We start from the raw sequence: 25581 nt of genomic DNA, 5'->3' as shown, positions 1-25581 counted from the left end.
CTGCTTCTTGCTACGGGATTTAATATATTAGATTGTTTTTTCTTAATCAAGAGTTTTTTCAACTTGACTAAAAAGTTTTTTATGTATAATGAAAAACATTAAAAACCATATTGAATTAAAATTTGTTAGTTGAGTGGTTTTAATTGGTGTGTATGTATCATAAACCTATTTGAACACCTAAGTTTGATACTGCGAGAACATTGTTCTCGCTAGGTTCCTAAAAGATGAAAGTTATTCAATTAAACTAGCGAATAAAAAGTCGTGAGTAGAGGGCGAGTGAAAGATTTAGAGCAATGGGCAGTGCCTCTTAGCATTTTCAAAGTGCAGTAGACTCCGCTAGATCCCCATCCCAGAACGCTCTACCTCTTCATGCAGCTCTTTCCAGTCAGGACAATACTTGGCGACTAGTTTCCAAAAGTCTTTGCTATGGCTTTTTTCTACGGTATGACATAGCTCATGAAGGATTATGTAATCCATCACCTTATTGGAAAACTCCATGCAACGAGGGTGGAACTCCAGAACATTGTTCTCGGTGCAGTTAGCCCAACGTGCATCAAACTTTTTTATGTGGAAAGTCGTGGCTTGCATCCCCGTTTCCTGCTGCCAATAGCGTAAGCGAGAAGCGATTTTTTCTAAGGCTTTCTGTTTGTAGAAACGTTCTAAAGCTGGTTTGAATCGCTTACGGCTGACGAAGTGGCCTTCGGGAGAAAGAACTTTAAAACGGCTTTGGTTAAACTTCACTTCTACCGTCGATAACTCTGGCGCAGGGATCACTTCACAATAGAAAGAACGACCACGGTAGGGCGCTCGGCTACCTGTGACGATTTCTTCTTTTAACGGTTGATTGACTTCCGCTAAGCGCTCTTTAATCCATCTTGCTCTGTAACGAATCAGCTCACGTTGCTCATCCTCAGAGGCACTTGGGCCTCTGAGAAGAACAGTCTTACCTCGTTCTACAGTAACGTAGTGGTGACTGAGTTTTGAGTCGAGCTTAAATTCCCACTCGATTTCAGTTGTACCGTATTGAAAAATTGGCATGTGTTTCTTTCGTCATTGATGAAGCAAAGGATCAGTTGTTCAGCATAATACTGAAAATTTCAGCAGAGTGCTGACGTGCTACAGTCATATCCCAGCCGCCAAGACCACGTAAAATAGTCCTGATTGTTTTTTTGATCTCATTATGAATATCAGTCTGTTTTTTCCATATCGGTGACAACATGACTTCAGCGATATCAGGGTGGCTAAAGATGCCTTTAGTCCATGCCAAAGCTTCTGCTTCCTCTACCTGTTTTTCCAGATAGTTGAACACGGCTCGCTCTGTTGCTGTTCCCAGGCCCATTTCAGATGGCTTGGCATCTTTATCACGAACACGCTGAGCAAAAAGCTCTAGCTGTTCAAGGAATAGAGCTTGTTCAATACGTCCTTCACGTTCATCTTGGATAAGCTTTTCTAGCTCTTCTTCCAAGTCACCAAAGAAGGCGGGATCTTTACCTTTCCCCGTTTTAATGGTGTGCTTGAGTTTGTTCTTCATGACCAACGCGGCACTCCCTGCACTTTTCTGTTTGCGGAGTAGATCCATATCCGCAGCATCCAGAATTGAAATTTCACGGCCTAGCAAGCTCTTAACTTCACTTGCTTCTATATGCTCGTCGAGCATGTTTTTAAGCAGTTCAGATTCAGATGCGGTGATGCGAGCCGTATCAGCACTCTCAGGCATTTTGTTGCGCAGTTGGAGTTTTATCTCATTTAGCACTTTGAAGTAAGGCTGATATTTAGATGCGCGTTCGTCGGGTAACACGATATCTAAGCGGCTATTGAATCCAGCGAGAGCAACGAGGAAATCTTCAACAATATCTAGACGAGTATCTGGGTCTAGGTAGAGTTCGGCATCCTCTTTGTAAGGTTCAGGTTGTTTTACGGGGTTGTGCTTTTTCGGAAGAATGTCTAACACTTTTGTCAAAGCAGATTGAAGGCGTGGTAACTCCGCTTCGACGTCCGTCCATACTTGATCGGGCTGTACGTCACCCCCATAAACTTTCAGCGCTTCATCTAGGTATTCAACCACCCCGAAGTAATCGACAATGTAGCCTGCTTTCTTGCCTTTTCGAGTTCGGTTTACACGAGCAATAGCCTGAAGCAAAGTATGTTCTTTCAGCGGTTTATCCAAATATAAAGTGCTGACAATAGGGGCATCCCAGCCAGTTAACAGCATGTCAGAAACGATGATTAACCCAATGTTGTTAAACTTGGTTTCTTCTTTGGTATTAGCGGATTCATCACCATAAGGCAGCTTAAATTCATCATTCACCAAGCTTGGGATCTTTTCAGACGGTACGGCTATCGGTGTTTGGCTTTGTTGGAGTTCCCGCTTGATACGCTCTTCGATAGTTTCAAGTTTTGAGGTTGAGCCTGATGCATAGTGAGCTTGTTGTTCACTAATACCTGTGCGCTTATCTGTCATACTACCGAGAGAGATAACCACTCGGCTTTCAAAGGTCGGCAGACCTTTGTTTTGACGCTCCTGCATGATTTGGTTTAGTACATCTTTATAGCGAACAGCCATATCACGCCCGTCACATACCAGCATGGCTTTAAAGCCGCGAGGCTTCACACTTGATAGAAAATGTTCAACGAGATGGCGAGCATTCTCCTCAATACGCCCGATAGCACCGCGACGTTGTTTGAGTAACTCTTGCTTCAGCTTTTTCTTACGGGCTAAAGGCTCATTACCAAATTCATCCTCAAAAGCTTGTTTTAGTTTTCCGTCGCTACCCCATTGCGCCATACCTTCAAGATATTTAATAGGCAGTGTCGCGCCATCTGCCACCGCCTCGTCGAGGCGGTAAGTATCGATGTACTCTTTACCGCCGAATGTACCCAGGGTTTCTTTATCGTCTTTAAAAAGCGGGGTGCCAGTAAATGCTATGAACTTAGCATTCGGTAAAGAAGCACGCATGAATGCAGCAAGGAATCCATACTGACTGCGGTGAGCTTCATCAACCATCACGAAGAAGTTTGGCTTAGTACTCAGAACACGAAAATCAACTTTCTCTTCACTAATGAGTTCCCACTTAGCTTTTTTAGGATTACCGTTAGCATCGGTTTGACCGTGAAGAACATTGTTCTCCTTTAGAATCCAGCACTGTTCTTGCTCAGAATCATCCTTCCTCAAAACGCGTCTGACACGACTTTTAGAGTCTGCAATGGAATCCTCATCTTCAGACTCTTTTGCGGCCTGTATCTGCTTACCATCGCTTTCTTGAAACTTTTGAACGGTCGAAGTGAAAATGGTGCCGTAGTCATTGCTGAGCATGGCTTCTAGCCCAGCGACGGAGTCTGCTTTAATCGATTCAAGACCGACATTAGTAAAGGTATTGTGGATCTGACGGTCAAGGTCAGTGCGGTCGGTAAGAATCAATATACTTGGGTTATTGAAACCAGAAATTTCGGCTCGCATTAAACGGGCAAGTAGTGCCATCGTCAGTGATTTACCACTCCCTTGCGTATGCCAAACCACGCCGCCAAGTTCTTGGCCTAATAGTTGTGGGTCTTTACCCTGTAAACGGAGCAGCGTCTTCTCTACGGCACGCCACTGCTGGTAACGTGGAAGCTTCTTGATCATGACGCCTTTTTCTATTTCATACATAGGGTAGAAACAGACTAAGCGCACGAAGCGGGAAGGCTCGAACAATGCCCACAGTAGCTTATCTTGCTCTGTAGGTTTCTTTCCTAATTGATTTTCCAATTCGGTAAGAACAATGTTCTCGTCAGGCTTTTTCGGATCAAATTTGTAAGTCAGATAGAACTGTTCTGACGCATAGATAGCGCCATACTTGGCTTGGCTACGATTAATGGCAGCACAAACCATATTAAAGGCAAAGTGTTGAGTAAAAGTGCCTTGGTAGCCATCAATTTGTGCAATGCCTTTGCTGAGCTTAATTGAGCTGTTTTTACACTCAATCAAGCCAAGGGGTAAGCCATTAATGAATAAAAGTAAATCGGGTTTAAAAAGCTCATCGTTGGCATTTTTGCCAACGTACTGATCAACCACATGGAATAAGTTACCCTCGGCACCCGTTTGGTTAATGAAGCGGATGCTACGAGGTTGACCATATTTGTCTTTTTGTTGCAGGTTCGATTGAAACAGAACATTCTTCCAGAATGCATGGTTTGCCAGCATTAAGTCGCTGTTATGCTCAAACCATATGTCTCTGAGCTGTTTAATCGCTTTGTTTGCACCGTTCGGAACCTCGGCCAGCCAAGGGTTAAGGGCATGTAGTCTGTCAGTTAACACTGACTCCAGAATAACAGGCTCAGTCTTGTGTGTTTGTTCTACATCTCGACCTTTAATGTGCTGATAACCAAGGATTTTTAACCATTCAATCGCTGGGCGTTCTACTCCAACTAACTCTGGATTCGACGATTCTGCCTGACCTGACATACATTATTCCTTTATTTATTGTTATTCATTTTTTATTGTTCATTTAAATTACGTTTTTTGCTTTTCAGATGCCTTCGCCTGAAGGCATCATGAGGCAATCGCTAAGCGGCTTCAGTTTCCTCAACAGGAACTCGCCATTCACCTGTAAGTAACTTCTGCATCAAGCCTTTTTTGAGTTGCTGGGTTTCGGCTTTTTGTTGCTTAAGAAGACCTAACTTTGCATCCACACACTCTAGAATCTTGGCAATGCCTAACTGCTCGCAGAACGATGGGATTGGTAGTATGAGTTCAGATACAACTTTCCAGTCAGCTCTGGGCATCTTAGTACCACAAGACTTGTTTGCTTCATTAATAAACCTGTCGCTTTGTATAAAATAAAACCAAAAGTCATTGTGAAGTACTTTATTATCAGTTGATTTCATTACCCAAATCTCTGAACTACACACTCCATTGAAGTTCGGCTTTGCGAACTTCTTGAGGTAAGGGCGAAGTTTTCCAAACAGTACGTCACCCTTTGCAAAACAGTTTTTTGTACTAGCGAGTTCTAACGAGTTAACAGTACCAAGTATTTCACCGCTTCCTTGCGATAAATGCTCTAGTTCAATACAAGGCAAGCTCTCTGTTTTTATCTTGGGATCATACTTGGGTGACTTTATTGAAACTAAAGATTTTACGGGTGCATATTTCCAGGCTCTTGGAATCTTACCAAATGGAGAATCCTGAAACGCAGCATGCGGTTGCCAGTTTCCATTCTCGTCTTGAACACCGACACCTTCTGAAAATAGCTTTTGCATTAAGCCTGTTTTCAGCTTTTCGGTTTCTGCAATTTTCTGGTCGATAAGGTCGATTTTCTTATCCACAGTGGATAAAACTTCTGCGATTTTTTGTTGTTCTTTTTGGTCGCTTGGAACTTTTAACATTTGAGCATAAATGTTATTTCGGCTCAGGCTGGGAACACCTGTAGCTTCGTTCAGCTTCTCTATGTTTAAACTACTGAATACGTAATATAACCATTTAGTATCGCAATTTTTGGCTTCGACATAAAAAGTAGTATCGATTGTCCAGAACGGTTTATCTACATAGTGAATATTACCGATAGACCCTTTTCGTCCAAGAATGATACTCGGCTTATCGTATAAATAATCGTTGGTACTTCCAACTATCCCACCAGTGCCATAAATCGGGTAAATGCCATCATCTGAATCTATGCCTTTAGGAGATTTGCCGTAGTGTAAGGTGCAAAGCTCTTCTATTTTTGAGTCTCTCCAGTTATCCATAGTTTATACCTCAATAGATACTGAGTTGATGAGATCTTTGAGCTTCGAGTCTACTTTACAAATCTTTTCGTCAATTTGAGCTAAGTTTCGAAGAGTGGTTGTAATACAAACTTTTTCTTCTTCATCTGAAGAATCGATATAGCGGCTGATATTGAGATTAAAGTCATTCTGCTTGATTTCTGTAATATCAACGACGCGAAGGTATTTATCCACAGAGACAGAGTCCAGTAACTCCGAAAGTTTATCTTCCGTCTGCTCTCCTGCATCAATTAATGTTTGTTTTGCTTTGCTGTACTCGGTCGTGATACGTGTTATATCGCATTTACGAAGTAAGCGCATCGCTTTACCTTCACCAAACTCGGCGGAAGCATCAACGAAAATAACTTTGTTCTTCAGTGCAGCAGGCTTGTTTTTATTGATGATTAGAACCGCAGCCGCAATGCCTGTGTTGAAGAACAGTTTATCTGGTAAACCGACCACACCTTCAATTAAATCACCTTTGATATTGTCTTGACCGACAAGAAAGCCTTTACGAATATTACCTTCATCTCCCTCACGGAACAGCACACCATGAGGGACTACAACGCCGATGCGACCATCGTCTTTTGTTGAGGCAATCATATGCTGAATAAAGGCAAAGTCTGCTTTAGTTCGTGGAGCTGTGCCAAGCCCAAAGCGACCAAATGGATCTTTTAGGTCGGAACTGTATTTTACATTTCTTTCTTTACCTTTTTGGTCAACAATTTTCCCGTCGTTTAGCTCTAACGGTTCCCACCATTTATCTTGAGAAAAAGGAGGGTTCGCAATGACTCTATCAAAAGTCATTAAGCCATTTTGGCTTGTTGTATGTCTTGGGTTAACTAACGTATCACCGCGTTGAATATCGCCATCTAGGTTGTGCAAGAACATGTTGAGTTTAGCAATTGCCCATGTTCCTAGGTTCTTCTCCTGACCGTAAAGTTTACAGTTAGGCTTACCCATGATGGTGCCATTCTCGTAGTTTTCTTTAATGTGACGAGCGGACTCAACCAACATGCCGCCGCACCCACAGGTCAAATCGTAAATCTCATGGCCTGGCTGTGGGTCAATCAGCTTAACGATAAGTTCTACCACTTCGTGTGGGGTGTAGAACTCGCCGCCTTTCTTACCAGCATCATCAGCAAACTTGCCAATCAAATACTCGTACGCATCGCCAAGTAGGTCGGCTTTGTAGAGGTTTTTATTGCCCAGCTTGTGTTGGTTAAAGTGGCGGAGTAGGCGAGTTAGTAACTCATTGCTGAGTTTCTCTTTATCACCGAACTGAATGGCGGTAAGCACTTTTTCTAGTGATGGGTTTTGATGTTCGATTTCAGCAAAGGCTTCATCGATGTACTCACCAATATTTTCCGTTCTTTCGACCAGCTTGTTCCAACGAGCATACACAGGAACGAATTGCTCTGGGTTATCTTCCTGAATGAGCGCCATTGCTTCTTCAGCGCTGCAACCTTCCTCTTCCATCACGGCTTCTACACGCTCGTCAAATACGTCTGAAAGACGTTTTAAGAACAGGAGACCGAAGATATAGTTTTTGAAGTCTGAGCTATCTACGGTGCCACGCATGATGTTTGCGCTGCCCCAAAGCCATGTTTTTAGCTCTTCAAGGCTGATTTTTTCTACTGCGGTATTGGTTGTCATAAGAATCTCTTAAACGTTCACGGCTCGCTCAGAACCTTGGTTTGAGCGAAGAACAAAATTGTGGGCATTATAACGCAACAAGCTTCGATTGAGAGGCTTTAGATCCAGGAATTGAGCGCTGTAGTAAGATTATGATTTGATGTGGGATATTCCCTGCTACCTTCTGAGTATCGTGGTAGCAGGGCTGTGTTGGTTGTTAAGCTGCGGACTTGGTAGTTTCAGATGGGGCTGTCTTAAAGTAAGCATAATTACGAGCGTTTTTATGCAGCTCTACTTTTGCTTTCTTGCTACTGCTGCGGAATGTCCCAACTTCGAAGCCTAATGAGTTTAAGAGTCTTTTCAAGTATGACGTTGCCTTGTTCATCGTCTTTGTGAATCCAAAAAGCGTCACCATCGACAGAAAACCCATACTTTCTCAAAATATTGTCATAGATGAACATCGCGGCAGAATGGTGCTTCGTTTCGATTTCCACTTTGTCACTAGAGCGATTCACGAACGGGAATGAATCAAACACACTTCGATTGGCTAAGAACTTGAAGTGGAAGTTAACGTCATCTTCTGTAACCTTTTTCACTCCGTAATCCCGTTTGATCTGAAACTTAGTTAAAGAAGCGTTATCAGAAGATGTCCTTCTGTCTTTAGTCCATAACCAGGAAGCTTGTTCTTGAGTTAAATCAGGTGAGGATACAATCGCTTGCACTTCTAACTCTTTGTACGCTTTGGCTGCCAGAGTAGCACTCTTTTGAGCAAACAGTTGTGCTGTAAAAGAGGATGGGGCCGATGTAGTCATAAAACCGAGTTCTTCCAACGTTAAATGTAAATGTAAGGCTAAAGGAGCGAAGAAGCGCTTTTTAACGTTGTTGAATGCAATGTTCAACTTGTCAGTTGGCTGGACATGGACTGTTGGTTTGTACGTCGTCTCTTTGGCATGTGGCGTAATGAAATCTTTGTATGCATCAACGGCAAACCAAATTTGTTTTGCTGTACGAAATCGACGTGCGAAATTAATCAGCTCTAACGGTGTTAGTGTCTTATCGCAGAAAACCACAACCTTGTTAGTAAAGTGCGTAGTAATTGAAAAGCCTGAACTTAAGCAAGGAGATGCCATGATTGCGTTATACTTCTTAATCTCTTCGTTTGGATTCTCCAAAAAGGCTTTTTGAGCAGGCATGTCTTTATTGTGAGCGTGAATAATTAAGACCCCGTCTTTTAGTGCTTCTTCTTCACAATCTAGCCTATTAGAATCTTTATAGCCCAGTGATTGGGTTACCTGGCGAAGTGTGACGAGAGAGTCAAACAGGAATACTTTATCTTTCTTAGTAAGCTGCTCTTTGAGATAAACGTTGGAGAGGTACTGGTTTTTATCTGTGATCACAGCTTTGATTGARGAGTACGGATTTTCTTTACAATCCAATAGTGTCACTTCGCTTCTTAACTCTTTGATGTAACTCAAGCTAATATCTGAAAGATCGGCATCACCCACAATCAATTGTGGGACATTACGAATGGCTTCTGACAAGCTTTCAAAAACTTGTTGCTTTGGTAACTGTTTACTTGGTTCAGAACATACGACAGTCGTCAGTACTTTTTCGAACTCATCAATGATAAGGATATCCGCCTGATTAAGCACAGAGCGAATATGAGATTTCCAAATACTGTTTACAACAACCCCCATTGCATCCGCTTGTTCTAGTTCGCACAAATCTTGGTTGTAGCTGACTGCGAAATTGTCATTACAGTATTGTTCGACCAGGGCGGTCAGATAAGACAGGTAAACGATCTTCTTGCTTTTGCTACGAGCCGCTTTCGCTAATGGACCAAATAGATGCTTAGTCTTCCCTGTGCCTGTTGCCGCTCTTACTGCAAGAGTTTTGCTGTCGTTGATAAGCTGTGAGCACAGCGGAGAGCACAATGAATCAACGGTGATGGTCTTAGTTTGAAGAGTCGGAGACATGAACTTTCGCACTCTATTGCGATTCTGTTCGAGTTGCTCATCAAGTGCAGCTCTCAATAACTCAATACTCTGAACGCCCTGTAAATCTGACAGAAATGTGTTAACACATGCCTCGGTTGTGCTGTTTGTAAGCGGAACAGTACGAATCAATTGCTTGGAAAGCCACTGCGATGTCTCTTTGCACGGTGATAGAGAGTTGCAAAGGGTTAGATAAGTCACAGTGCTTCTAAAGTTCTCTAGGCTGTAGTAAATCCCTGTCGCGCTATCTAACATTGGAACACGACTTCCACAGTAGTTGCTTTTCATTAATCTAGCCGTTTGAGTCGGGAACAGCTTTGAATCGGCGACTAATGTAATCGTATAGCCAGCATCTAGATAATATCTGACGACATCCATCGCATTGCTTCTGTCGTTGCGTAGAGCAACGACTCGATGATCATTCGAGCGATGCTGAAGGAACGGGTCGAGCATAATGAAAACCGACTTAGTTTTTGAGGTTTGAAGTAGAGTGTGTTCTGTAGCTTGAGATTGCGCGATGACGTTCATTTATTCTAATTCCTGCTTGAACGTAAAAGTGCAAAATTTCTAGATAATATATATAACTAAAAAATTCTGCACTTTTACCAGCATGCTAAAGCATGCAGTAAACAATTGATTTATTTGTGCTTAGTGAGAGTTTTTAGTTATGCGGCTAATGCATAGAGACTGTTGTCGAAAAGAGACTGTCTTTGCTCAACAAGATGAGAAACAGTTTGCTGTAGATCTTTGCCTAGTGCCATGGCTGCGATAATGGCATCGACTTCGTGAGACAAGAAACCAACAGAGTTTGCACCAAGGGGAATTGAAGGTGGGAATGTTCCATCGTTAATTTTGCGGTGGAGAGTCGCTCTTGAGAAGGGTACGCGTTGTAGAACGTCAGATTTACGTACGATTTTTAGAAGAGGGGTTGTATTTACAGACATAACGATAACCTATGTTAATTCATGTCTAGCACCGCCTTCATATTCTAATACCTACACTGAACCACTGAAATTTAACTTCAGCAAAGCAATAGTATCCTAGGACTGAAACCTTTATGTTGGTAGCAGCCTGACCCTCGCAATATAAGGGAAGGTGTTGTGTATGTATTAAAATAAAGAAGTCTTAAAAAAAGACTCAGAAAATTAAGTTAGTGCTAAAACAATAAAAAATAGTTAAACCGAAGTTTAACGAGCATAAGGCTGTTGCCGCGGAGCGGACTTTAAATGTCTGTTTCCTATGTAAAAAATTAAATATTTAGACGAGATTTAAAATAATGCGGGTGATTCTCATCGTCAATACAAAAACACCCGCACCTTATTAAAAGTGTGATTTGTATCACTTATTTTGATGGTTTTGCTATTGTGTTGGTGTTTTTAGAAGCATCAAGTATGAAGTTGCTCCACCATTCCATTATCTTACGACGCTCCTGAAGGTACTCAGCATTGTTGTAGATGTCACGAATCGTGTTCTTGTCTACGTGTGCTAGACACAGCTCAATAGCATCTTTGTTGAAGCCCTGTTCGTTGAGCGCTGTACTGCCAATGGAACGCATACCGTGACTTACTAGCTTTCCTTTCATTCCTGCACGTTTTAGAGCTGCGTTGACGCTCTGACTGTTCATGTGCTGGTCTACTGACTTTGAACTGGGGAATACATAGCGTTGTCCGTATGAGATGGGCTTCATAAAGTTTAAAAGTTGAATCGAAGCGTCTGAAAGAGGGATTTTGTGATCGCGTTTCATTTTCATTTTATCTTTGCTAATGACCCAAAGTTTGTTTTCGAAATCAATTTCACTCCATTCAGCGGCAGCACACTCAACGGGACGGGTCAGAGTGTGGAGTTGGAATTCAAAAGCGCAGCGGGTAGCAAGCTTGATATTGGCTAACGACATCGCTTGCATTAGATCACTAAGTTCATTTGGTCTGATAGTGCTCATATGATCAGTTTTTGGCTTCTTAAATATTTGCTTTATCCCGATCAATGGGTTGGACTGAATCTTTCCGCAATTCGCCGCGTAGTTCATCACTTCATTTATTCGCTGACATACTCGCTTAACTGTCTCTAATGCGCCCTTTGCTTCTACAGGTCGTAAGACTTGAATCACAATTGGGGCAGTTAGCTCACTTATCGGCATGTTACCGAGGTTGGGAAAGATATGTAGCTCTAGAGATCGCCAGATATCGTTGGCATAGTCTTCGGAAACGTCATGCTTTTTTACTTCAAACCATTCTTCGGCAACTGATTTCAGAGTTGATGACTGAGCTATCTGTGCGGTAATGAGTTGGTTATCTCTGTGAGTTTTCGGATCAATACCTTCAGCGACATGTTGGCGCATTTCTCTTGTTTTCTCTCTCGCAGATGCGAGAGTAATGTCAGGAAAAGCACCAAGGCTGATGTTCTTGCGTTTTTTAGTTACTGGGTGGATGTAGTTGAAAATCCAAAGCTTTGCACCATTTGGTTTTATACGTAAGTACAGACCGTTGCCATCGGCAAGCGAATATTCTTTTTCTAAGGGCTTAGCTTTGGTTACTTGAGTTGGTGATAAAGGCTTGATTTGCTTAGCCATTTTAATGGTTCCTTTCTGATGTAACACCAATTTGTGTTGTTATTGGCTAGTGTTACGCAGAATGTTACTAAATGACTGAGATTAAGTGAATCTTGATGAGACGCCCTGAACCACTTAAAGCTAGATAGGACAAGGGTTTAGAAAAGAAAACGGGACGTCCTGAGACGTCCCGTTACTAGTGATTGGTGGAGCTGGCGGGAGTTGAACCCGCGTCCAGAATCAGTCTAACCAATGGCGCTACATGCTTAGTTTGTCTTTAATCTCGTCAGTGTGCTGCGGACAAACACGCCACACAAAGACATACCCGACTTAGATTTAACGCTTCAGCTTTCGGGTCAAAGCATCCACGCGATCCTGTTTGGTTTTGACTATCCTTGATCCCCGTCCTACAGGCGAAGGCTAGGGAGGATAGGCACTCAACAGGTTATTAAGCTGCTAGTGCGTAGTTTTCGTCGTTTGCGACTATTTTTTTGCGGCTTTTTACGAGGCCAACCGCCCCTCGGCATGCTCCACGGGCCTTCTCAATCCTGTCGAATCCTGAATCAGCCCCAGAGTTTGGACGGCAGAGTCTAACATATTGATCTGCCGCGTCAACGATTAACGTGCTGCGTTTTTCATGATTCTGGCTTTTTGACGTTGCCAGTCTCTGTCTTTCGCGGTATCGCGTTTATCGTGAAGTTTTTTACCTTTTGCTAAGCCGACTTTGAGCTTGGCGAAGGATTTTTTCCAGTACAGGGAAAGAGCCACGACTGTGAAACCATCCCGGTTAACTTTTCCGATCAAGGTATCAAGCTCACGACGCTTAAGCAAGAGCTTGCGTGTACGCTGAGGATCAGCCACCACATGGGTGGAGGCCACATTAAGCGGGGTGATGGTTGCCCCGAACAAAAAGGCTTCCCCGTCTTTCAGCAACACATAACTTTCGCTGATATTGGCTTTACCGGCACGGAGAGATTTTACTTCCCAGCCTTGTAGCTCAAGCCCGGCCTCAAAGTCATCTTCGATGAAGAACTCATGGCGAGCTTTTTTATTCAGCGCGATGGTGTTACTGCTTGCTTTGTTCTTTGCGTTTTTCTTAGCCATAGTGGGCGCATTATAAAGGCTATGTGTTGAGGAATGAAAGGATTATCGCACGAGCCTGAGTGAAGCGCATCTGTATTTGTCGATACACGCGGCTGCACGCTTTGGTGAATAGATGCGGCGGTGGTATGATTTCGCGGTTAACTTGCAAGGAGTCCTTATGCCGCAAATTATCCGCTCGGCTTTAGTGCCTTACAGTGCTGAGCAAATGTTTGCCTTGGTGAATGATGTTGAGGCCTATCCACAGTTTTTGCCTGGGTGCGTGAGCACACGCTTGATTGAGCACACTGACACAACCATGGTGGCATCGTTAGACGTGGCGAAGGCAGGCATTAAGAAAACCTTTACGACCAAAAATTACTTGGTGGAAAACACGCGCATTGATATGACATTGGTCGATGGGCCATTTAAACGGCTGAGCGGAGGTTGGCGTTTTACACCGCTTTCCAGCGACGCCTGTAAAATTGAGCTCGATCTTGAATTTGAGTTTACCAATCGATTAGTTGAAGTGGCGTTTGGTCGTATCTTCAGCGAGCTAACAAGTAGTATGGTGAAAGCATTTACTGAACGAGCGAAAACGATCTATGAGTGAAGAAACACTACTCCGTGTTGAGGTGGTCTACGCATTGCCGAATGAGCAGCGGATTTTTAATTGTGTGGTGAAACCACAATCGACCGTTGAAGAGATTATTCGCCAATCTGGTGTGCTTAAAGCTTACCCAGAGATTGATTTAGACAACAATAAAGTCGGCATATTCAGCCGCACCGTGAAGCTGGATGCACAAGTGCGTGATGGAGATCGTATTGAGATTTATCGCCCACTGCAGGCGGATCCCAAAGAAATTCGCCGACGCCGAGCGGAACGCGCGAAGCTAGAAGGAAAAGCGGATCCTGTTACGGGTGGACGCGTGGATACTCAGCGCAAGCGCTCATAACCAGCCAGAAAGAAAGGCGCCAATCGGCGCCTTTACTAAAAAAAGCTCGACCATGATGGCAGTAGACAGCCTGCTGCGACACCGTTATTGGACAGCTTCGAAAAAGCTTTCACCCGGCGTGAAGTCACCATCGACCTTGACTAACTGGTTGTTGTCATCAAAAGAGAGCACGAGATCTTTTTGTGTTGGCGCTTGGTGACCAGGCTGTTGCCATTGGACAAAATACCACGTGTTTGGGTAGCCAGATTCGACCAGCATAGGAGGGCCAAGTAAGAACTTAACCTGCTCTTTGGTCATGCCAAACTTAAGTGAGTCTACGGCTTTTTCTTCAATGTAATTGCCCTGATTGATATCGACGCGATAAACCAGTTTCTCGGCGTAAGAACAGCCAGTAATGGCAATTGCCATTAGGGCAGCAATGGCGGCTTTAGTCCAACCCATAGTTAACATCTTCACTGTCTCGTTGATGGCAAATAATATCACTCACACGCAAATCGTTCCGTGGATACAGGCTTTTTCGTCCCTGACGAAAGGCGGATGAGTATAAACAAGCTCGGAATATATGTAAAAAACCTGCTCGCGACTAGCGATTGGATGGGAAGAATCGAAAAAAGTTCGCCCTAAAAAGAGAAAAAGGCGACACGCTCACAGGTTTGTGAGGTGTCGCGAATCGGTGAGTGCCATGGGTTGACGCATGCTATGCGGCAACCAACAAGTCCTCGGCATTGGCCAGCGTACGCTCGGTGATCTCACTACCGCCGAGTAGGCGTGCCAGTTCATTGATACGTTCGTCGCGGGCCAGCGGATACATACGGGTCGTTGTGGTGCCTTTTTCTGTTTGCTTGGCGACAAACATTTGCTGATGCCCGCATCCGGCAACCTGGGGTAAGTGTGTTACGCACATTACTTGGGTCGATTGACCCAATTGACGGAGTAACTTACCGACAATCGCCGCTGTTGGACCACTGATACCCACATCAACTTCATCAAAGATCAGACTCGGGGTTTCCACTTTTTGGGCGGTGATCACTTGAATGGCTAATGAAATCCGAGATAACTCACCGCCAGAGGCAACCCTTGCGAGCGGTTGCAGCGGTTGACCCGGGTTGGTTGACACCAAAAAGGCCACCGCATCTCCCCCTAAGGGACTTAGGTGAGTGTCGGCTTTGTTTTCGACTTGGATTTCAAAGGTACCGTGCTCCATGCTCAGTTGGTGCATGCTTTGCGTGATCAGTTTATTGAGCTCACGGGCATAACGACGTCGGCTTTTACTGAGTTTTTCTGCCGTATCCAAACAGGCGGCAAAATGCGCATCCACGTCGGCTTGGAGCTGCTCAATCGCCTCATCATTATGGGCTAATTTATCCAGTTCTTGGATCAGTTGTTGGTGCGTTTGATAAAGCGCTTCGGGTTGCACATGATGTTTGCGTGACAAGCTCATAATCGTGCTCATACGCGCATCAAGGTATTGCAGACGTTGCGGATCCATGTCTAACCGGTCGAGATAACTGGTCACTTCTTGACTCGCTTCTTGCGCTTGAATGCGCGCTTCTTCAATGAGCGTGGCTAAGGGCTCAAATTGACTGTCCAGTGTGGCCAGTTCAACCAAGCGTTGCTGCGCGGCATTTAAAAGGTTGAGCGCGTTAGCGTCTTCGTTATCACTGAGCAAATCCACGACCGCTTGGCTTGTCATCGCAATATCGCCGCTGTTTGATAAGCGCTTGTGTTCTTCTTCAATCTGCTGGTATTCATCTTCGCCTAGTGCCAGCTCGTTCAATTCGCCGACTTGATATTCCAGCAGTTGTTGTTGTGCATCGAGATCGTCTTTTTTCTTGATCAGTGCCTTTAACTCGTTTTTAGCACGACGCCAACGTTGGTAGCGAGACGCCATCTTATCGAGTAGTGATTGGTGTCCGGCATATTGGTCGAGCAGGGTGATCTGGTGTTCTGGGCGCAACAGTTGTTGGTGAGCGTGTTGACCATGGACATTAATCAGTAGTTGTCCTAGGGCTTTTTGCTGTGAGGCAGGGACAGGGTTACCGTTAATGTAAGCACGAGAGCGGCCTTCTTTGGTAATCACGCGACGGAGAATACAGTCGTCGCCGTCTTCAAGCTCATTGTCTTGCAACCAACGACGTGCCGCACTGTTTTGTTCGAGGGTAAAACTGGCGGTGATCTCTGCGCGTTTTTCGCCGGGACGTACCATATTGGCATCCGCGCGGTCGCCTAGGCAAAGGCCGAGCGCATCGATAGAAATCGATTTACCTGCACCTGTCTCTCCGGTGATCGCCGTCATTCCTTTACTAAACTCCAACTCCAAGGATTTCACGATGGCAAAGTTTTGAATGGTCATATCGGCTAACATAGGAAAACACCTGTATCTATCAACAACTGTGTATAGATACAGTATATACTGTTTTTACATCCAGTGAATATGTAAAAAGAAGAATTGTTCCTTCTGGGAGTTTCCGCACAAAAATTGCACAAAAGCAGGCAAGCCTGCTTTTGTGCCCTTTTACGGCAAGGGAAGCGATTAGAAGAGTTTCGACGACCAGCCTAGTTTGGTGCGTAACGTGTTGTAATAATTGTAATCTTTGGGGTGGATAAGCTTCAGCGTGGCCGGGCTTTTATAAATATGCACCTCGTCGCCAGGGTTCACAGGAAGAGAGACTTGTCCGTCGCAACTGACTTCCAGCGTGCCGCGGTTATCGGGCGAAACCAGCAGTTTAATGCGGCGGTTGCCGTCGACGACTAACGGACGGCTGGATAGGGTGTGAGGGAACATAGGGACCAGTGAAATCGCGTTTAGGCTCGGAGAGAGAATAGGGCCGCCTCCCGATAAACTGTACGCCGTGGAGCCGGTGGGAGTTGAAATAATGATCCCGTCGGAGCGCTGAGAAAAGGCAAATTGTTCGTTAATGTAAACTTCAAACTCAATCATATGCGCCACTTGCCCTGGGTGGAGCACTGCTTCGTTCAGTGAGGCATTATGACTTTTGACTTGGTCATGACGGTGGATCTCGGTTTCGAGTAAAAACCGATCTTCTTCCATATATTCACCGCTCAAGACGGCTTCAAGCGCGTTTTCGAAGGCGTCGGGATCTAAGTCGGTCAAAAAGCCTAAATTGCCCCGATTCACCCCAATCACCTTGATGTCACTGCGCGATAACACGCGTGCGGCGCCCAGCATATTACCGTCGCCCCCGATCACGATGGCCAAGTCAGCGTGTTGACCAATCGTAACAAGATCCAAGTAATGCGCATCGGGTAACCCCAAGTTAGTGCTAAGACGCGTATCAATGCACACCTCATAGCCACGCTCCGTGAGCCAGTGGTAAAGGCTAATGTGTGTGTTCACGGCCTCTGGATTGCGGGGCTTACCGATAAGCGCAATGCGTGTAAAACGTGTCGACATAATGCGGATCCTGTGTCTATTTGTGCCCAGTATAACGCGGCAAAATCGCGATTGTCGTGATTTGGGTTGGCCTGATGGTTGAATCGTGAATATTCATCCCCATAATAACCCCGTCAATCAAGTTGAATAGTCCCAGTGGCGTGCTGGGCAATGCCATTTGTGTCGGAGTGATCATGAGCGAAGAACAGAAAGTGAAGCAAGAGCAGGAAGCCGTAAAACAAGCGCAAGCTGCTGAAGCCAAAAACGCAGAGCAGGCCACTGAGCAACAAGTGAGCGGTAGTGCGGCGGATATCGAAGACGCCGAGACCGAGGCCATGATTGCACGTATTACCGAGCTTGAAGCCGCACTTGAAGCCAGTGAAGCGAAAGTGAAAGAGCAGCAAGACAGCGTGCTGCGTGCCCGTGCGGATGTCGACAATATGCGCCGTCGCACTGAGCAAGAAATCGATAAAGCGCGTAAATTCGCGCTCGAGAAGTTTGCCGGTGAGCTGTTGCCCGTGATTGATAACATGGAGCGTGCTGTTGAGATGGCGGATAAAGAAAACGAAGCCATCAAGCCTATGGTTGAAGGGGTGGAGCTTACCCTAAAAACCATGACTGATACGGTTGAAAAGTTCGGCCTAAACGCGATTGATCCGCAAGGTCAGCCATTCAATCCTGAACTGCACCAAGCGATGTCAATTCAAGAAAGCGCTGAGCACGAGCCAAATACCGTGATGATGGTGATGCAAAAAGGTTACGAGCTAAATGGTCGCGTCGTGCGCCCAGCGATGGTGATGGTATCTAAGGTACCACAAGGCAACGTTGACGAAAAAGCGTAATAAGGCCGACGTCGAAAACGTCAATAAATACAGGCCTTTTTGTCAGCCACTCGATATAAAAGGCCTAAAAAATGCGGTTTTTTTTATCGCAGGCCTTGAAAACAAGCATGCTGCCCTTATTTAGATTGCAGCGTTAAATAAAAATTTGCGGTGAGGGGTTGAACCTCTCACGGTTACCCCCACATAGGGTGTAACGCAATAAAGCCACAGAACGAATTTCGGAGAGCACCAGATGGGTAAAATCATTGGTATTGACTTGGGTACAACCAACTCATGTGTCGCTGTACTAGACGGTGAAAAAGCACGCGTGATTGAAAACGCAGAGGGTGATCGTACAACACCTTCAATCATCGCTTATACACAAGACGGTGAAACGCTAGTCGGTCAACCTGCAAAGCGTCAGGCGGTGACAAACCCAGAAAACACCCTGTTCGCGATCAAACGTTTGATCGGTCGTCGTTTTGAAGACGAAGAAGTACAGCGCGACATCAGCATCATGCCATACAAAATTGTCAAAGCTGACAATGGCGATGCGTGGGTTGAGGCGAAAGGCCAGAAAATGGCTGCACCTCAGGTCTCTGCTGAGGTTCTGAAGAAAATGAAGAAAACCGCTGAAGACTTCCTCGGTGAGGAAGTGACTGGCGCGGTTATCACAGTACCTGCTTACTTTAACGACTCTCAGCGTCAAGCAACTAAGGATGCTGGTCGTATCGCAGGTCTAGAAGTTAAGCGTATCATCAACGAGCCAACTGCAGCCGCACTGGCCTATGGTCTAGACAAGAAAGGCGGCGATCGCACTATCGCAGTTTATGACTTGGGTGGTGGTACCTTCGATATCTCTATCATCGAAATCGATGAAGTAGATGGCGAGCAAACGTTCGAAGTACTGGCRACWAACGGTGACACGCACCTAGGTGGTGAAGACTTYGATAACCGTCTGATCACTTACTTGGTTGACGAGTTYAARAAAGAGCAAGGYATCGACTTGCGTCAAGACCCATTGGCGAWGCAACGTCTGAAAGAAGCGGCAGAAAAAGCGAAAATCGAGCTCTCTTCTGCACAGCAAACTGACGTGAACCTGCCTTATGTGACTGCGGATGCTACTGGTCCTAAGCACATGAACATCAAGGTAACGCGCGCCAAGCTTGAGTCTTTGGTTGAAGATTTGGTTCAACGTTCTCTCGAGCCACTGAAAGWCGCTCTGGCAGACGCCGAGCTGTCTGTTGACGAAATCACTGATGTTATCTTGGTGGGTGGTCAAACCCGTATGCCAATGGTACAGGCGAAAGTTGCTGAGTACTTTGGTAAAGACCCACGTAAAGACGTGAACCCTGATGAAGCGGTTGCCGTTGGTGCGGCAGTGCAAGGTGGTGTACTGTCAGGTGACGTAAAAGACGTGCTACTCCTTGACGTAACGCCTCTGTCACTGGGTATTGAAACCATGGGCGGTGTGATGACCAAGCTCATCGAGAAGAACACCACGATCCCAACTAAAGCGAACCAAGTGTTCTCGACTGCGGAAGACAACCAAAGCGCGGTGACTATCCACGTGATTCAAGGTGAGCGTAAGCAAGCCATGCATAACAAATCACTGGGTCAGTTTAACCTAGAAGGCATTCAGCCTGCGCCACGTGGTGTGCCACAAATCGAAGTGACCTTCGACCTTGATGCTGATGGTATCTTGAACGTGTCTGCGAAGGACAAGCAAACGGGTCAAGAGCAGAAAATCACCATCCAAGCGTCTGGCGGCTTGAGTGATGAAGAAGTTGAGAAGATGGTTCAAGAAGCAGAAGCGAACAAAGAAGCGGACAAGAAGTTCGAAGAGCTCGCAACTGCACGTAACCAAGCGGATCAGCTGGTTCACGGCACCCGTAAGCAAGTTGAAGAAGCCGGCGACAAACTGCCAGCAGAAGACAAAGAGAAGATCGAAACAGCGATCTCTGAGCTTGAAACTGCGCGCAATGGCGAAGATAAAGAAGCCATCGATGCGAAAGTACAAGCACTGGTCGCGGCTTCATCAAAACTGATGGAAATTGCTCAGCAGCAAGCACAAGCTGAGCAGGCGCAACAAGACGCCGGTGCAGATTCAGCGAAACAAGACGATGACGTCGTTGACGCTGAGTTTGAAGAAGTCAAAGACGACGACAAGAAATAAGCGAAAGCGCTGTCGTTAGTAAGCACGGGCGTAGGGGAGCAATCTCCTTCGCCCGTCGTTTTATCAAACCGTGATTTGAACGTCTTTGTTTTGTTGACGTAAACAGGTGCAGTCAGACCATGTCAAAAAGAGATTTATATGAAGTGCTCGGTCTAAGCCGCGATGCGAGCGAGCGCGATATTAAAAAAGCCTATAAGCGGCTGGCGATGAAATATCACCCAGACCGTAATAAAGGCGAAGATGCCGCTGACCAGTTCAAAGAAATTAAGCTGGCGTACGAAGTGCTGACCGACCCACAAAAACGCGCTGCCTATGATCAATATGGCCACGCAGCCTTTGAACAAGGCGGTATGGGTGGCGGCGGCTTCGGCGGCGGTGGTTTCGGCGGTGGCGCTGACTTTAGCGATATTTTTGGTGACGTATTCGGCGATATATTCGGCGGAGGGCGTCGCGGTGGTCAGCAACGCGCTCAACGTGGTGCCGATCTGCGCTATAACATGGAGCTAACGCTTGAAGAGGCGGTCCGTGGCGTCAGCAAAGAGATCGAAGTCCCGACCTATGTAGGCTGTGATACGTGTCATGGCAGCGGCGCCAAACCTGGCTCGCAAAAGCAAACCTGTGGTACCTGTAATGGTATTGGTCAGGTGCAAATGCGCCAAGGTTTCTTTGCCGTGCAGCAAACCTGTCCAACCTGTCATGGTAGCGGCTCCATTATTAAAGACCCTTGTAACAGCTGTCATGGTCAAGGTCGTGTGAAAAAGACCAAACACCTGAATGTGAAAATTCCAGCTGGCGTCGATACTGGGGATCGTATTCGCCTATCAGGTGAAGGTGAAGCCGGAGAAAACGGTGCCCCAGCGGGTGATTTGTACGTACAAGTACACATTCGTGAGCACCATATTTTTACCCGTGATGGCAATAACCTGTACTGCGAAGTACCGGTTAGCTTCACAATGGCCGCACTCGGTGGCGAAGTTGAAGTCCCGACGTTGGATGGCCGTGTGAGCTTGAAAGTGCCGGCCGAAACGCAAACGGGTCGTATGTTCCGGATGCGCGGTAAAGGCGTACAATCCGTACGTGGCGGTGGTATGGGCGATCTTATTTGTAAGCTGGTGGTGGAAACCCCTGTCAAATTGAGCAGCCGTCAAAAAGAGCTTTTACAAGAGCTTGAAGAGTCATTCAGTGGAAGCGAAGCGAAAAAGCATAAGCCAAAATCAGAAGGCTTTTTCGATGGCGTGAAGAAATTCTTCGATGACCTTACCGGGTAAAAAGTGCCACGTGTCCAAAGAACACTAAGATAATGAATAGCCAGCCTCGCGCTGGCTATTTTTTTATCCTTTCGTCGGCCGCTGTATATGGGGAAGCGGACAATCTTTATGGTTTGATTGCGCGGCAATTAGCCCGCTCGGGTATAAGGTCAATACCCCACAGGGGTCGTTGTTTTGCGCGCTTTCCTGACGTGGCGTAGCAGTGACATAATAGCTTTTCGTTTGCCCATGGACTGCAAAGTTGTAGCGTTCAGATAGCTGACAGTTTTCGCACAGCTTATCTTTTAACTCAGTTTGGTCGCTGGCGTTAGGAAAGGATTGATGGGTAATAAAATGATCTTCTATCCACCCTTGCAGCTGAACCAGATTACGCTTTGCATGTTGCCTTTCTTGTTGCTGTTTGTAATGAGAATAAGCGGGTAACGCGATGCCTACCAACGTAGCAATAATGGCTACCCCAAACAGTAACTCGACTAATGTCACGCCTTTTTGTAAGCGTGAGATACTGTTAAACCTCATTTTTGTTAGCCTCTCGAAGACTCTGTCACTAAAACGTCATCCAGCCTAGGGCAGTGGTACTCTCATCATCAATCGGTGGGCGATTAACTTGGGAGGCAGTATGCGTTTTATCCCTCATCTGAAGCGGCTTTCTCATGGCTTTACTTTAATTGAGTCACTAATCGCGCTTGCTGTGCTGGCGATCACCTGCAGCATTGCGTTTCCCAACTTTCAAAAAGCGCGCCAAGCGACGTTAATTGCCAATGACAGTGCGGCACTCACCAGTTTGTTTCAATTGGCTCAAAGCCGAGCCGTTAAAGAAAGTCGTCCGTATGTTGTTAGCTTCGTGAGTGAGGATGGGGTGGATTGCATTGTTGCCAAAGCAGAGCCAGTGTCCACAGCCCGAACATCAGCAGGCCGACAGCCACCGTCTCTCGACTGCCACCAAACCCAAGCCTTGATGGTGAGGCTAGATAAACAGGTCACGCTAAAACAAAAAGTTAAAGAAGAGTGGCAAGTACAACCCGACGGCGATTTATTCACGATTGACTTTCGCACCCAGCGGCCAAACCTCAACCTCACACTGGGATTAAGCACCGCAAAGAGCCAACAGCCAGACTATATCGTGCAAATCCGTCAGTACCTTGGTTTTAGCCATTGCAAAAATAAAGACAACACGACTTGCCGCACTGAGGGTGAAAACGATGCGAGTAGTTAATCAGTGGGGGTATGGTTTGCTCGAACTGCTGATCGGTTTATCGGTTAGCCTGATGGTCATGTTGGCGGCATTGTCGATGATGACGTCTGCCAGTGTGACTCAAACCCGTCTTGATGCGAAGACTAACTTGTCCCTTGAGCTAAGCCGCTTACTGACCATGATGGAGTCTGATATTCGTCGAGCCGGATTGTGTTATCAGTGTGGTGAGACAGCAGCGTTCCAAGTAGATAAGCATCTGATTTTGATTGACGACACTGGCAGCAACAATCAGGGTCAATGCATTCGGTTTGCCTACCAACAGACGGGCGTCGTTCCTCAGTTGGATGCAGGAAAAGATGATATCAAAGGCTTTCGGTTTGATGCTGATAATCAGGCTGTAGAAATCTACGAGAACCACGACGATACAGATAATTGGAAGTGCCAGTCCGGTTACTGGCGAGATATCTCTTCACGCAACATTGTGATTGATAACCTGACTTTTGAGCGCAAAGAGGTGAGCACGTCCAACCATCGCACCGTCACGGCCCTAACCATCACCTTATCTGCCGCGTTAAAAGAGGCCCCACACACGCAAGAAAGCTTATCTCGAACCCTAGTTTTACGTAACACAATGAGGCAGTTATGAGAAAGACACAGACCGGTATTGCAACGCTCGTTGTGGTGGCCAGTATTGCTTTGATTGCACTGTTGATAGTGTTTGGCGTGAGTCGGCGTGCGATTAATGATATCCAGCAAGCACAGGCACGAATTAAAACGCAAGAGTATCTTTCTCGGGCTTGGGCGGGGTTAGATTGTGCGGTGGCGAAAATCTATCAAGAGGGTCTCGAGCTCTCATCCGGTGAGGCGGCCGAAGGGCTGACTCAATTATCAGAGTGCCAAGGTGTGGCGGGAAGTCGATTAGAGCTAGCGCCTTGGCCAAACAATCCCTCGTTGTGGCGGCTAAGTAGTCACTCACATCAGCAGGAGGTTGGAGTCACCTTGCAAGGCGCGGGAGGCGGTCGCGCGGCGGCATTTGTCACGTCAGGTTCGGCGTTATTTTACGGAGCGAATAAGTGGCGGCCGGCGAAGGGCAAAAAACGTGAAGATGGACGCTATGAATGTCAGTCCATTATTGCCGGTGGTGATGTGAGGATTAGCCCGCGAAAACCAAGTGAAGGTGTGCCGGATAACGAAGAGGAAAAAAGCCAAAACACATTCTCCGTCCACTTAGGAGGAGGAGATGAATGTGCACCTGAGTATAAAACTGAGGTGCTCGATTACAAAGTAGCTGATAGCAGCGATGAGACAAGGAAGCTGCTCAGAAAAGATGTACAAACCAATGTGAAGGACATGGATCTTTTCCAAGACTTTTTTGGTGTCCCGCGTTCACAGTGGCGGCTTGCCAAACAGCAGTTTGAGGAAAAAGGCGGAACCATCGTTGAAACGCATGGCGATGCATCGAAATGTTATGAATCGGTCTACAATGCGATGGAACAGGGGAGCGGACAACCTAACGTGAAAGTCTGGGTTGATGGGCCTTGTGATTTAACTCCCAAGACATTCAAGTCTCCGAGTGATTCATCTAACAAGCATAGAAATACCGCCATTTTGCCGAGTGACCCACCCGTGTTGTTGGTTGTGCAAGATGGCATTATGGCGCTTCGTGGTGCGATCAATCCATTTAATGGTGTGGTGTATCAGTTTAACCCCACGATGAACGCGAACAAGTTTGCGGAGCAATGGGGCATGGATAGCTCTCAGGGTGGGCAGGTATCATGCACGCACAGTAATGCGTCGATAAGTGAGCTTTGCCAGCACATTACAACCAATGTGCGAGAACCTGAGCAGGCAAGCCGAGTCCCCTTCTGGTTTCATGGTAGTTTTAAAACCAATGGTGCATTTATCATCGATGTACCTGATGGCAATACCGTCATTAATGGCTCTTTGGTTGCTAATTATGATGATGGTAATAAGCGTGCTAGTTTTGAGGGGCTCGGGCAGTTAAGGCCCTTACCCAATAGCTATTACGACCTAACACCACCCAGTGGAGGGTAAAGGCGATGAAGTCTCAATCTGGCTTTTCATTTTTAGAGATAATGATCGCGCTGGTGCTGGTCTCTGTCACGGGGTTAGGGCTGTATAGCCTCACCGCAGAGATTGAAGCTCGGCAATATAATGCTCGGCTAGCCGAAGGAGCCATGCATATTGCCAGTGATCAACTCGCCCTTTGGCAGCGCATCAACACTGATACACCATGCTCAGCAAACAATGGAGAAATGATTGGGCTTTCAAATATTGCCGGGTGCTTGATTGAAACCAAAGAGACGCCTTACCAATTAGAGGCGGAAACCACAAAAACCTTGATGGGGGAGGCAGGCCCTTATGCTAAACAGTTGGAAGTCATTGTAAGTTGGAAAGATAGCCGAGGGATTTCCCAGTCGTTAACCTTTTACTTTACCGCTTCTATCCATCGCCATGGTTAAACCCAGCCCCTTTAACACATCCTTTTGTGTGTTTTTTGTTCGGTCGGTATTTTTTCTTTAAAAACCCCTTGCGTCACAAAAATACCTCTCTATAATGCGCTCCTCGTTGGCACGGCAAACCGCGCTAACAAACGGCAGCAAAGCCAAGTAAACAAAAAGCTTGACTCACTGCCTCGGTGGCGTAAAATGCCACTCCCGCTCAAGATTGAGCGACGCTCTTTAACAATTTGACCTATGCAATCTGTGTGGGCACTCGTTGAGAATAGACAAAAAGATTTATTCGATGAACTGAGTG

The 25581-nt window shown here is 46.0% G+C and carries 21 protein-coding genes and 1 other RNA gene; 9 read left to right on the top strand and 13 right to left on the bottom strand.

Annotated features, from left to right (window positions below):
* Positions 1 to 336: 336 nt before the first annotated feature.
* The 9 genes from BZJ18_RS14250 to smpB form a co-directional block, all read right to left on the bottom strand.
* Positions 337 to 1038 (bottom strand): M48 family metallopeptidase, encoded by a 702-nt coding sequence (locus BZJ18_RS14250; protein ID WP_025588487.1) that lies wholly within the window; start codon positions 1036 to 1038, stop codon positions 337 to 339.
* Positions 1039 to 1069: 31 nt separating this feature from the next.
* Positions 1070 to 4441, bottom strand: coding sequence for a type I restriction endonuclease subunit R (locus BZJ18_RS14245; RefSeq protein ID WP_077457722.1), 3372 nt, complete (start codon positions 4439 to 4441; stop codon positions 1070 to 1072).
* Positions 4442 to 4542: 101 nt separating this feature from the next.
* Positions 4543 to 5718, bottom strand: a complete 1176-nt coding sequence (locus BZJ18_RS14240) for a restriction endonuclease subunit S (protein ID WP_077457720.1) — start codon at positions 5716 to 5718, stop codon at positions 4543 to 4545.
* 3 nt (positions 5719 to 5721) lie between these two features.
* Positions 5722 to 7392 (bottom strand): type I restriction-modification system subunit M, encoded by a 1671-nt coding sequence (locus tag BZJ18_RS14235; RefSeq protein ID WP_077457718.1) that lies wholly within the window; start codon positions 7390 to 7392, stop codon positions 5722 to 5724.
* A 287-nt stretch (positions 7393 to 7679) separates the two neighbouring features.
* The gene (locus tag BZJ18_RS14230; protein ID WP_241824983.1) at positions 7680 to 9893 is read right to left on the bottom strand and encodes a hypothetical protein; all 2214 of its coding nucleotides are present in this window, start codon (positions 9891 to 9893) and stop codon (positions 7680 to 7682) included.
* Positions 9894 to 10030: 137 nt separating this feature from the next.
* A complete protein-coding gene (locus BZJ18_RS14225; protein ID WP_000115789.1) occupies positions 10031 to 10309 on the bottom strand; it encodes a helix-turn-helix transcriptional regulator in 279 nt (92 codons plus the stop codon).
* 398 nt (positions 10310 to 10707) lie between these two features.
* Positions 10708 to 11934 carry an integrase domain-containing protein gene (locus BZJ18_RS14220; protein ID WP_077457716.1) on the bottom strand — a complete coding sequence of 409 codons (1227 nt, stop codon included), beginning with the start codon at positions 11932 to 11934 and terminating at the stop codon, positions 10708 to 10710.
* A gap of 183 nt (positions 11935 to 12117) precedes the next feature.
* Positions 12118 to 12484, bottom strand: a transfer-messenger RNA (tmRNA) gene (gene ssrA, locus BZJ18_RS14215).
* A 47-nt stretch (positions 12485 to 12531) separates the two neighbouring features.
* The gene (gene smpB, locus BZJ18_RS14210; RefSeq protein WP_077457714.1) at positions 12532 to 13017 is read right to left on the bottom strand and encodes an SsrA-binding protein SmpB; all 486 of its coding nucleotides are present in this window, start codon (positions 13015 to 13017) and stop codon (positions 12532 to 12534) included.
* 157 nt (positions 13018 to 13174) lie between these two features.
* On the opposite strand from smpB, the gene BZJ18_RS14205 reads away from it, so the two are divergent.
* Positions 13175 to 13606, top strand: coding sequence for an SRPBCC family protein (locus BZJ18_RS14205; RefSeq protein WP_069591154.1), 432 nt, complete (start codon positions 13175 to 13177; stop codon positions 13604 to 13606).
* The gene (locus BZJ18_RS14200) at positions 13599 to 13949 is read left to right on the top strand and encodes an RnfH family protein (RefSeq protein ID WP_069591153.1); all 351 of its coding nucleotides are present in this window, start codon (positions 13599 to 13601) and stop codon (positions 13947 to 13949) included. Before BZJ18_RS14205 ends, BZJ18_RS14200 begins: the two co-directional genes overlap by 8 nt.
* A gap of 84 nt (positions 13950 to 14033) precedes the next feature.
* On the opposite strand, the gene bamE is transcribed toward BZJ18_RS14200, so the two are convergent.
* The 3 genes from bamE to nadK form a co-directional block, all read right to left on the bottom strand.
* Entirely contained in the window at positions 14034 to 14390 is a 357-nt protein-coding gene (bamE, locus tag BZJ18_RS14195) for an outer membrane protein assembly factor BamE (RefSeq protein ID WP_069591158.1), read from the bottom strand.
* A 256-nt stretch (positions 14391 to 14646) separates the two neighbouring features.
* A complete protein-coding gene (recN, locus tag BZJ18_RS14190) occupies positions 14647 to 16314 on the bottom strand; it encodes a DNA repair protein RecN (RefSeq protein WP_077457712.1) in 1668 nt (555 codons plus the stop codon).
* Positions 16315 to 16482: 168 nt separating this feature from the next.
* Positions 16483 to 17364 (bottom strand): NAD(+) kinase, encoded by an 882-nt coding sequence (gene nadK / locus BZJ18_RS14185; protein ID WP_077457710.1) that lies wholly within the window; start codon positions 17362 to 17364, stop codon positions 16483 to 16485.
* A 173-nt stretch (positions 17365 to 17537) separates the two neighbouring features.
* Between nadK and grpE the strand changes: the two genes are divergently transcribed.
* The 3 genes from grpE to dnaJ all read left to right on the top strand — a co-directional run bounded on the left by grpE (position 17538) and on the right by dnaJ (position 21608).
* Positions 17538 to 18185 (top strand): nucleotide exchange factor GrpE, encoded by a 648-nt coding sequence (grpE, locus tag BZJ18_RS14180; protein ID WP_077457708.1) that lies wholly within the window; start codon positions 17538 to 17540, stop codon positions 18183 to 18185.
* Positions 18186 to 18417: 232 nt separating this feature from the next.
* Positions 18418 to 20340 carry a molecular chaperone DnaK gene (dnaK, locus tag BZJ18_RS14175; protein WP_077457706.1) on the top strand — a complete coding sequence of 641 codons (1923 nt, stop codon included), beginning with the start codon at positions 18418 to 18420 and terminating at the stop codon, positions 20338 to 20340.
* Positions 20341 to 20459: 119 nt separating this feature from the next.
* The gene (dnaJ, locus tag BZJ18_RS14170; protein WP_077457704.1) at positions 20460 to 21608 is read left to right on the top strand and encodes a molecular chaperone DnaJ; all 1149 of its coding nucleotides are present in this window, start codon (positions 20460 to 20462) and stop codon (positions 21606 to 21608) included.
* Between the two features lie 63 nt (positions 21609 to 21671).
* Here the strand turns inward: dnaJ and BZJ18_RS14165 are convergent, their stop codons facing one another.
* Positions 21672 to 22127 (bottom strand): type IV pilin protein, encoded by a 456-nt coding sequence (locus BZJ18_RS14165; RefSeq protein WP_077457724.1) that lies wholly within the window; start codon positions 22125 to 22127, stop codon positions 21672 to 21674.
* 100 nt (positions 22128 to 22227) lie between these two features.
* Between BZJ18_RS14165 and BZJ18_RS14160 the strand changes: the two genes are divergently transcribed.
* From BZJ18_RS14160 to BZJ18_RS14145, 4 genes are read left to right on the top strand one after another with little or no spacing between them, the layout of a single operon-like run.
* A complete protein-coding gene (locus tag BZJ18_RS14160) occupies positions 22228 to 22824 on the top strand; it encodes a pilus assembly FimT family protein (protein ID WP_077457702.1) in 597 nt (198 codons plus the stop codon).
* Positions 22811 to 23449 (top strand): hypothetical protein, encoded by a 639-nt coding sequence (locus BZJ18_RS14155; protein ID WP_077457700.1) that lies wholly within the window; start codon positions 22811 to 22813, stop codon positions 23447 to 23449. The genes BZJ18_RS14160 and BZJ18_RS14155 overlap by 14 nt, the downstream gene beginning before the upstream one ends.
* Positions 23446 to 24858 (top strand): hypothetical protein, encoded by a 1413-nt coding sequence (locus BZJ18_RS14150; protein ID WP_077457698.1) that lies wholly within the window; start codon positions 23446 to 23448, stop codon positions 24856 to 24858. Before BZJ18_RS14155 ends, BZJ18_RS14150 begins: the two co-directional genes overlap by 4 nt.
* A gap of 5 nt (positions 24859 to 24863) precedes the next feature.
* Entirely contained in the window at positions 24864 to 25286 is a 423-nt protein-coding gene (locus tag BZJ18_RS14145; protein WP_077457696.1) for a type IV pilus modification PilV family protein, read from the top strand.
* Positions 25287 to 25581: the final 295 nt, after the last annotated feature.

The organism is Salinivibrio sp. IB872 (assembly GCF_001995345.1).
GTDB classification, from domain to species: Bacteria; Pseudomonadota; Gammaproteobacteria; order Enterobacterales; family Vibrionaceae; genus Salinivibrio; species Salinivibrio proteolyticus.
Note: the sequence above shows the minus strand (reverse complement) of the source record. Positions and strands in the feature narration are given on the sequence as shown.

Coding starts and splice junctions, on each gene's coding strand:
- BZJ18_RS14250 (WP_025588487.1), bottom strand. CDS start 1,038: ATGCCAATTTTTCAATACGGTACAACTGAAATCGAGTGGGAATTTAAG.
- bamE (WP_069591158.1), bottom strand. CDS start 14,390: ATGGGTTGGACTAAAGCCGCCATTGCTGCCCTAATGGCAATTGCCATT.
- recN (WP_077457712.1), bottom strand. CDS start 16,314: ATGTTAGCCGATATGACCATTCAAAACTTTGCCATCGTGAAATCCTTG.
- grpE (WP_077457708.1), top strand. CDS start 17,538: ATGAGCGAAGAACAGAAAGTGAAGCAAGAGCAGGAAGCCGTAAAACAA.
- BZJ18_RS14160 (WP_077457702.1), top strand. CDS start 22,228: ATGCGTTTTATCCCTCATCTGAAGCGGCTTTCTCATGGCTTTACTTTA.
- BZJ18_RS14205 (WP_069591154.1), top strand. CDS start 13,175: ATGCCGCAAATTATCCGCTCGGCTTTAGTGCCTTACAGTGCTGAGCAA.
- BZJ18_RS14155 (WP_077457700.1), top strand. CDS start 22,811: ATGCGAGTAGTTAATCAGTGGGGGTATGGTTTGCTCGAACTGCTGATC.
- smpB (WP_077457714.1), bottom strand. CDS start 13,017: ATGGCTAAGAAAAACGCAAAGAACAAAGCAAGCAGTAACACCATCGCG.
- BZJ18_RS14235 (WP_077457718.1), bottom strand. CDS start 7,392: ATGACAACCAATACCGCAGTAGAAAAAATCAGCCTTGAAGAGCTAAAA.
- BZJ18_RS14220 (WP_077457716.1), bottom strand. CDS start 11,934: ATGGCTAAGCAAATCAAGCCTTTATCACCAACTCAAGTAACCAAAGCT.
- BZJ18_RS14165 (WP_077457724.1), bottom strand. CDS start 22,127: ATGAGGTTTAACAGTATCTCACGCTTACAAAAAGGCGTGACATTAGTC.
- BZJ18_RS14240 (WP_077457720.1), bottom strand. CDS start 5,718: ATGGATAACTGGAGAGACTCAAAAATAGAAGAGCTTTGCACCTTACAC.
- BZJ18_RS14200 (WP_069591153.1), top strand. CDS start 13,599: ATGAGTGAAGAAACACTACTCCGTGTTGAGGTGGTCTACGCATTGCCG.
- BZJ18_RS14245 (WP_077457722.1), bottom strand. CDS start 4,441: ATGTCAGGTCAGGCAGAATCGTCGAATCCAGAGTTAGTTGGAGTAGAA.
- dnaJ (WP_077457704.1), top strand. CDS start 20,460: ATGTCAAAAAGAGATTTATATGAAGTGCTCGGTCTAAGCCGCGATGCG.
- BZJ18_RS14150 (WP_077457698.1), top strand. CDS start 23,446: ATGAGAAAGACACAGACCGGTATTGCAACGCTCGTTGTGGTGGCCAGT.
- nadK (WP_077457710.1), bottom strand. CDS start 17,364: ATGTCGACACGTTTTACACGCATTGCGCTTATCGGTAAGCCCCGCAAT.
- BZJ18_RS14145 (WP_077457696.1), top strand. CDS start 24,864: ATGAAGTCTCAATCTGGCTTTTCATTTTTAGAGATAATGATCGCGCTG.
- BZJ18_RS14225 (WP_000115789.1), bottom strand. CDS start 10,309: ATGTCTGTAAATACAACCCCTCTTCTAAAAATCGTACGTAAATCTGAC.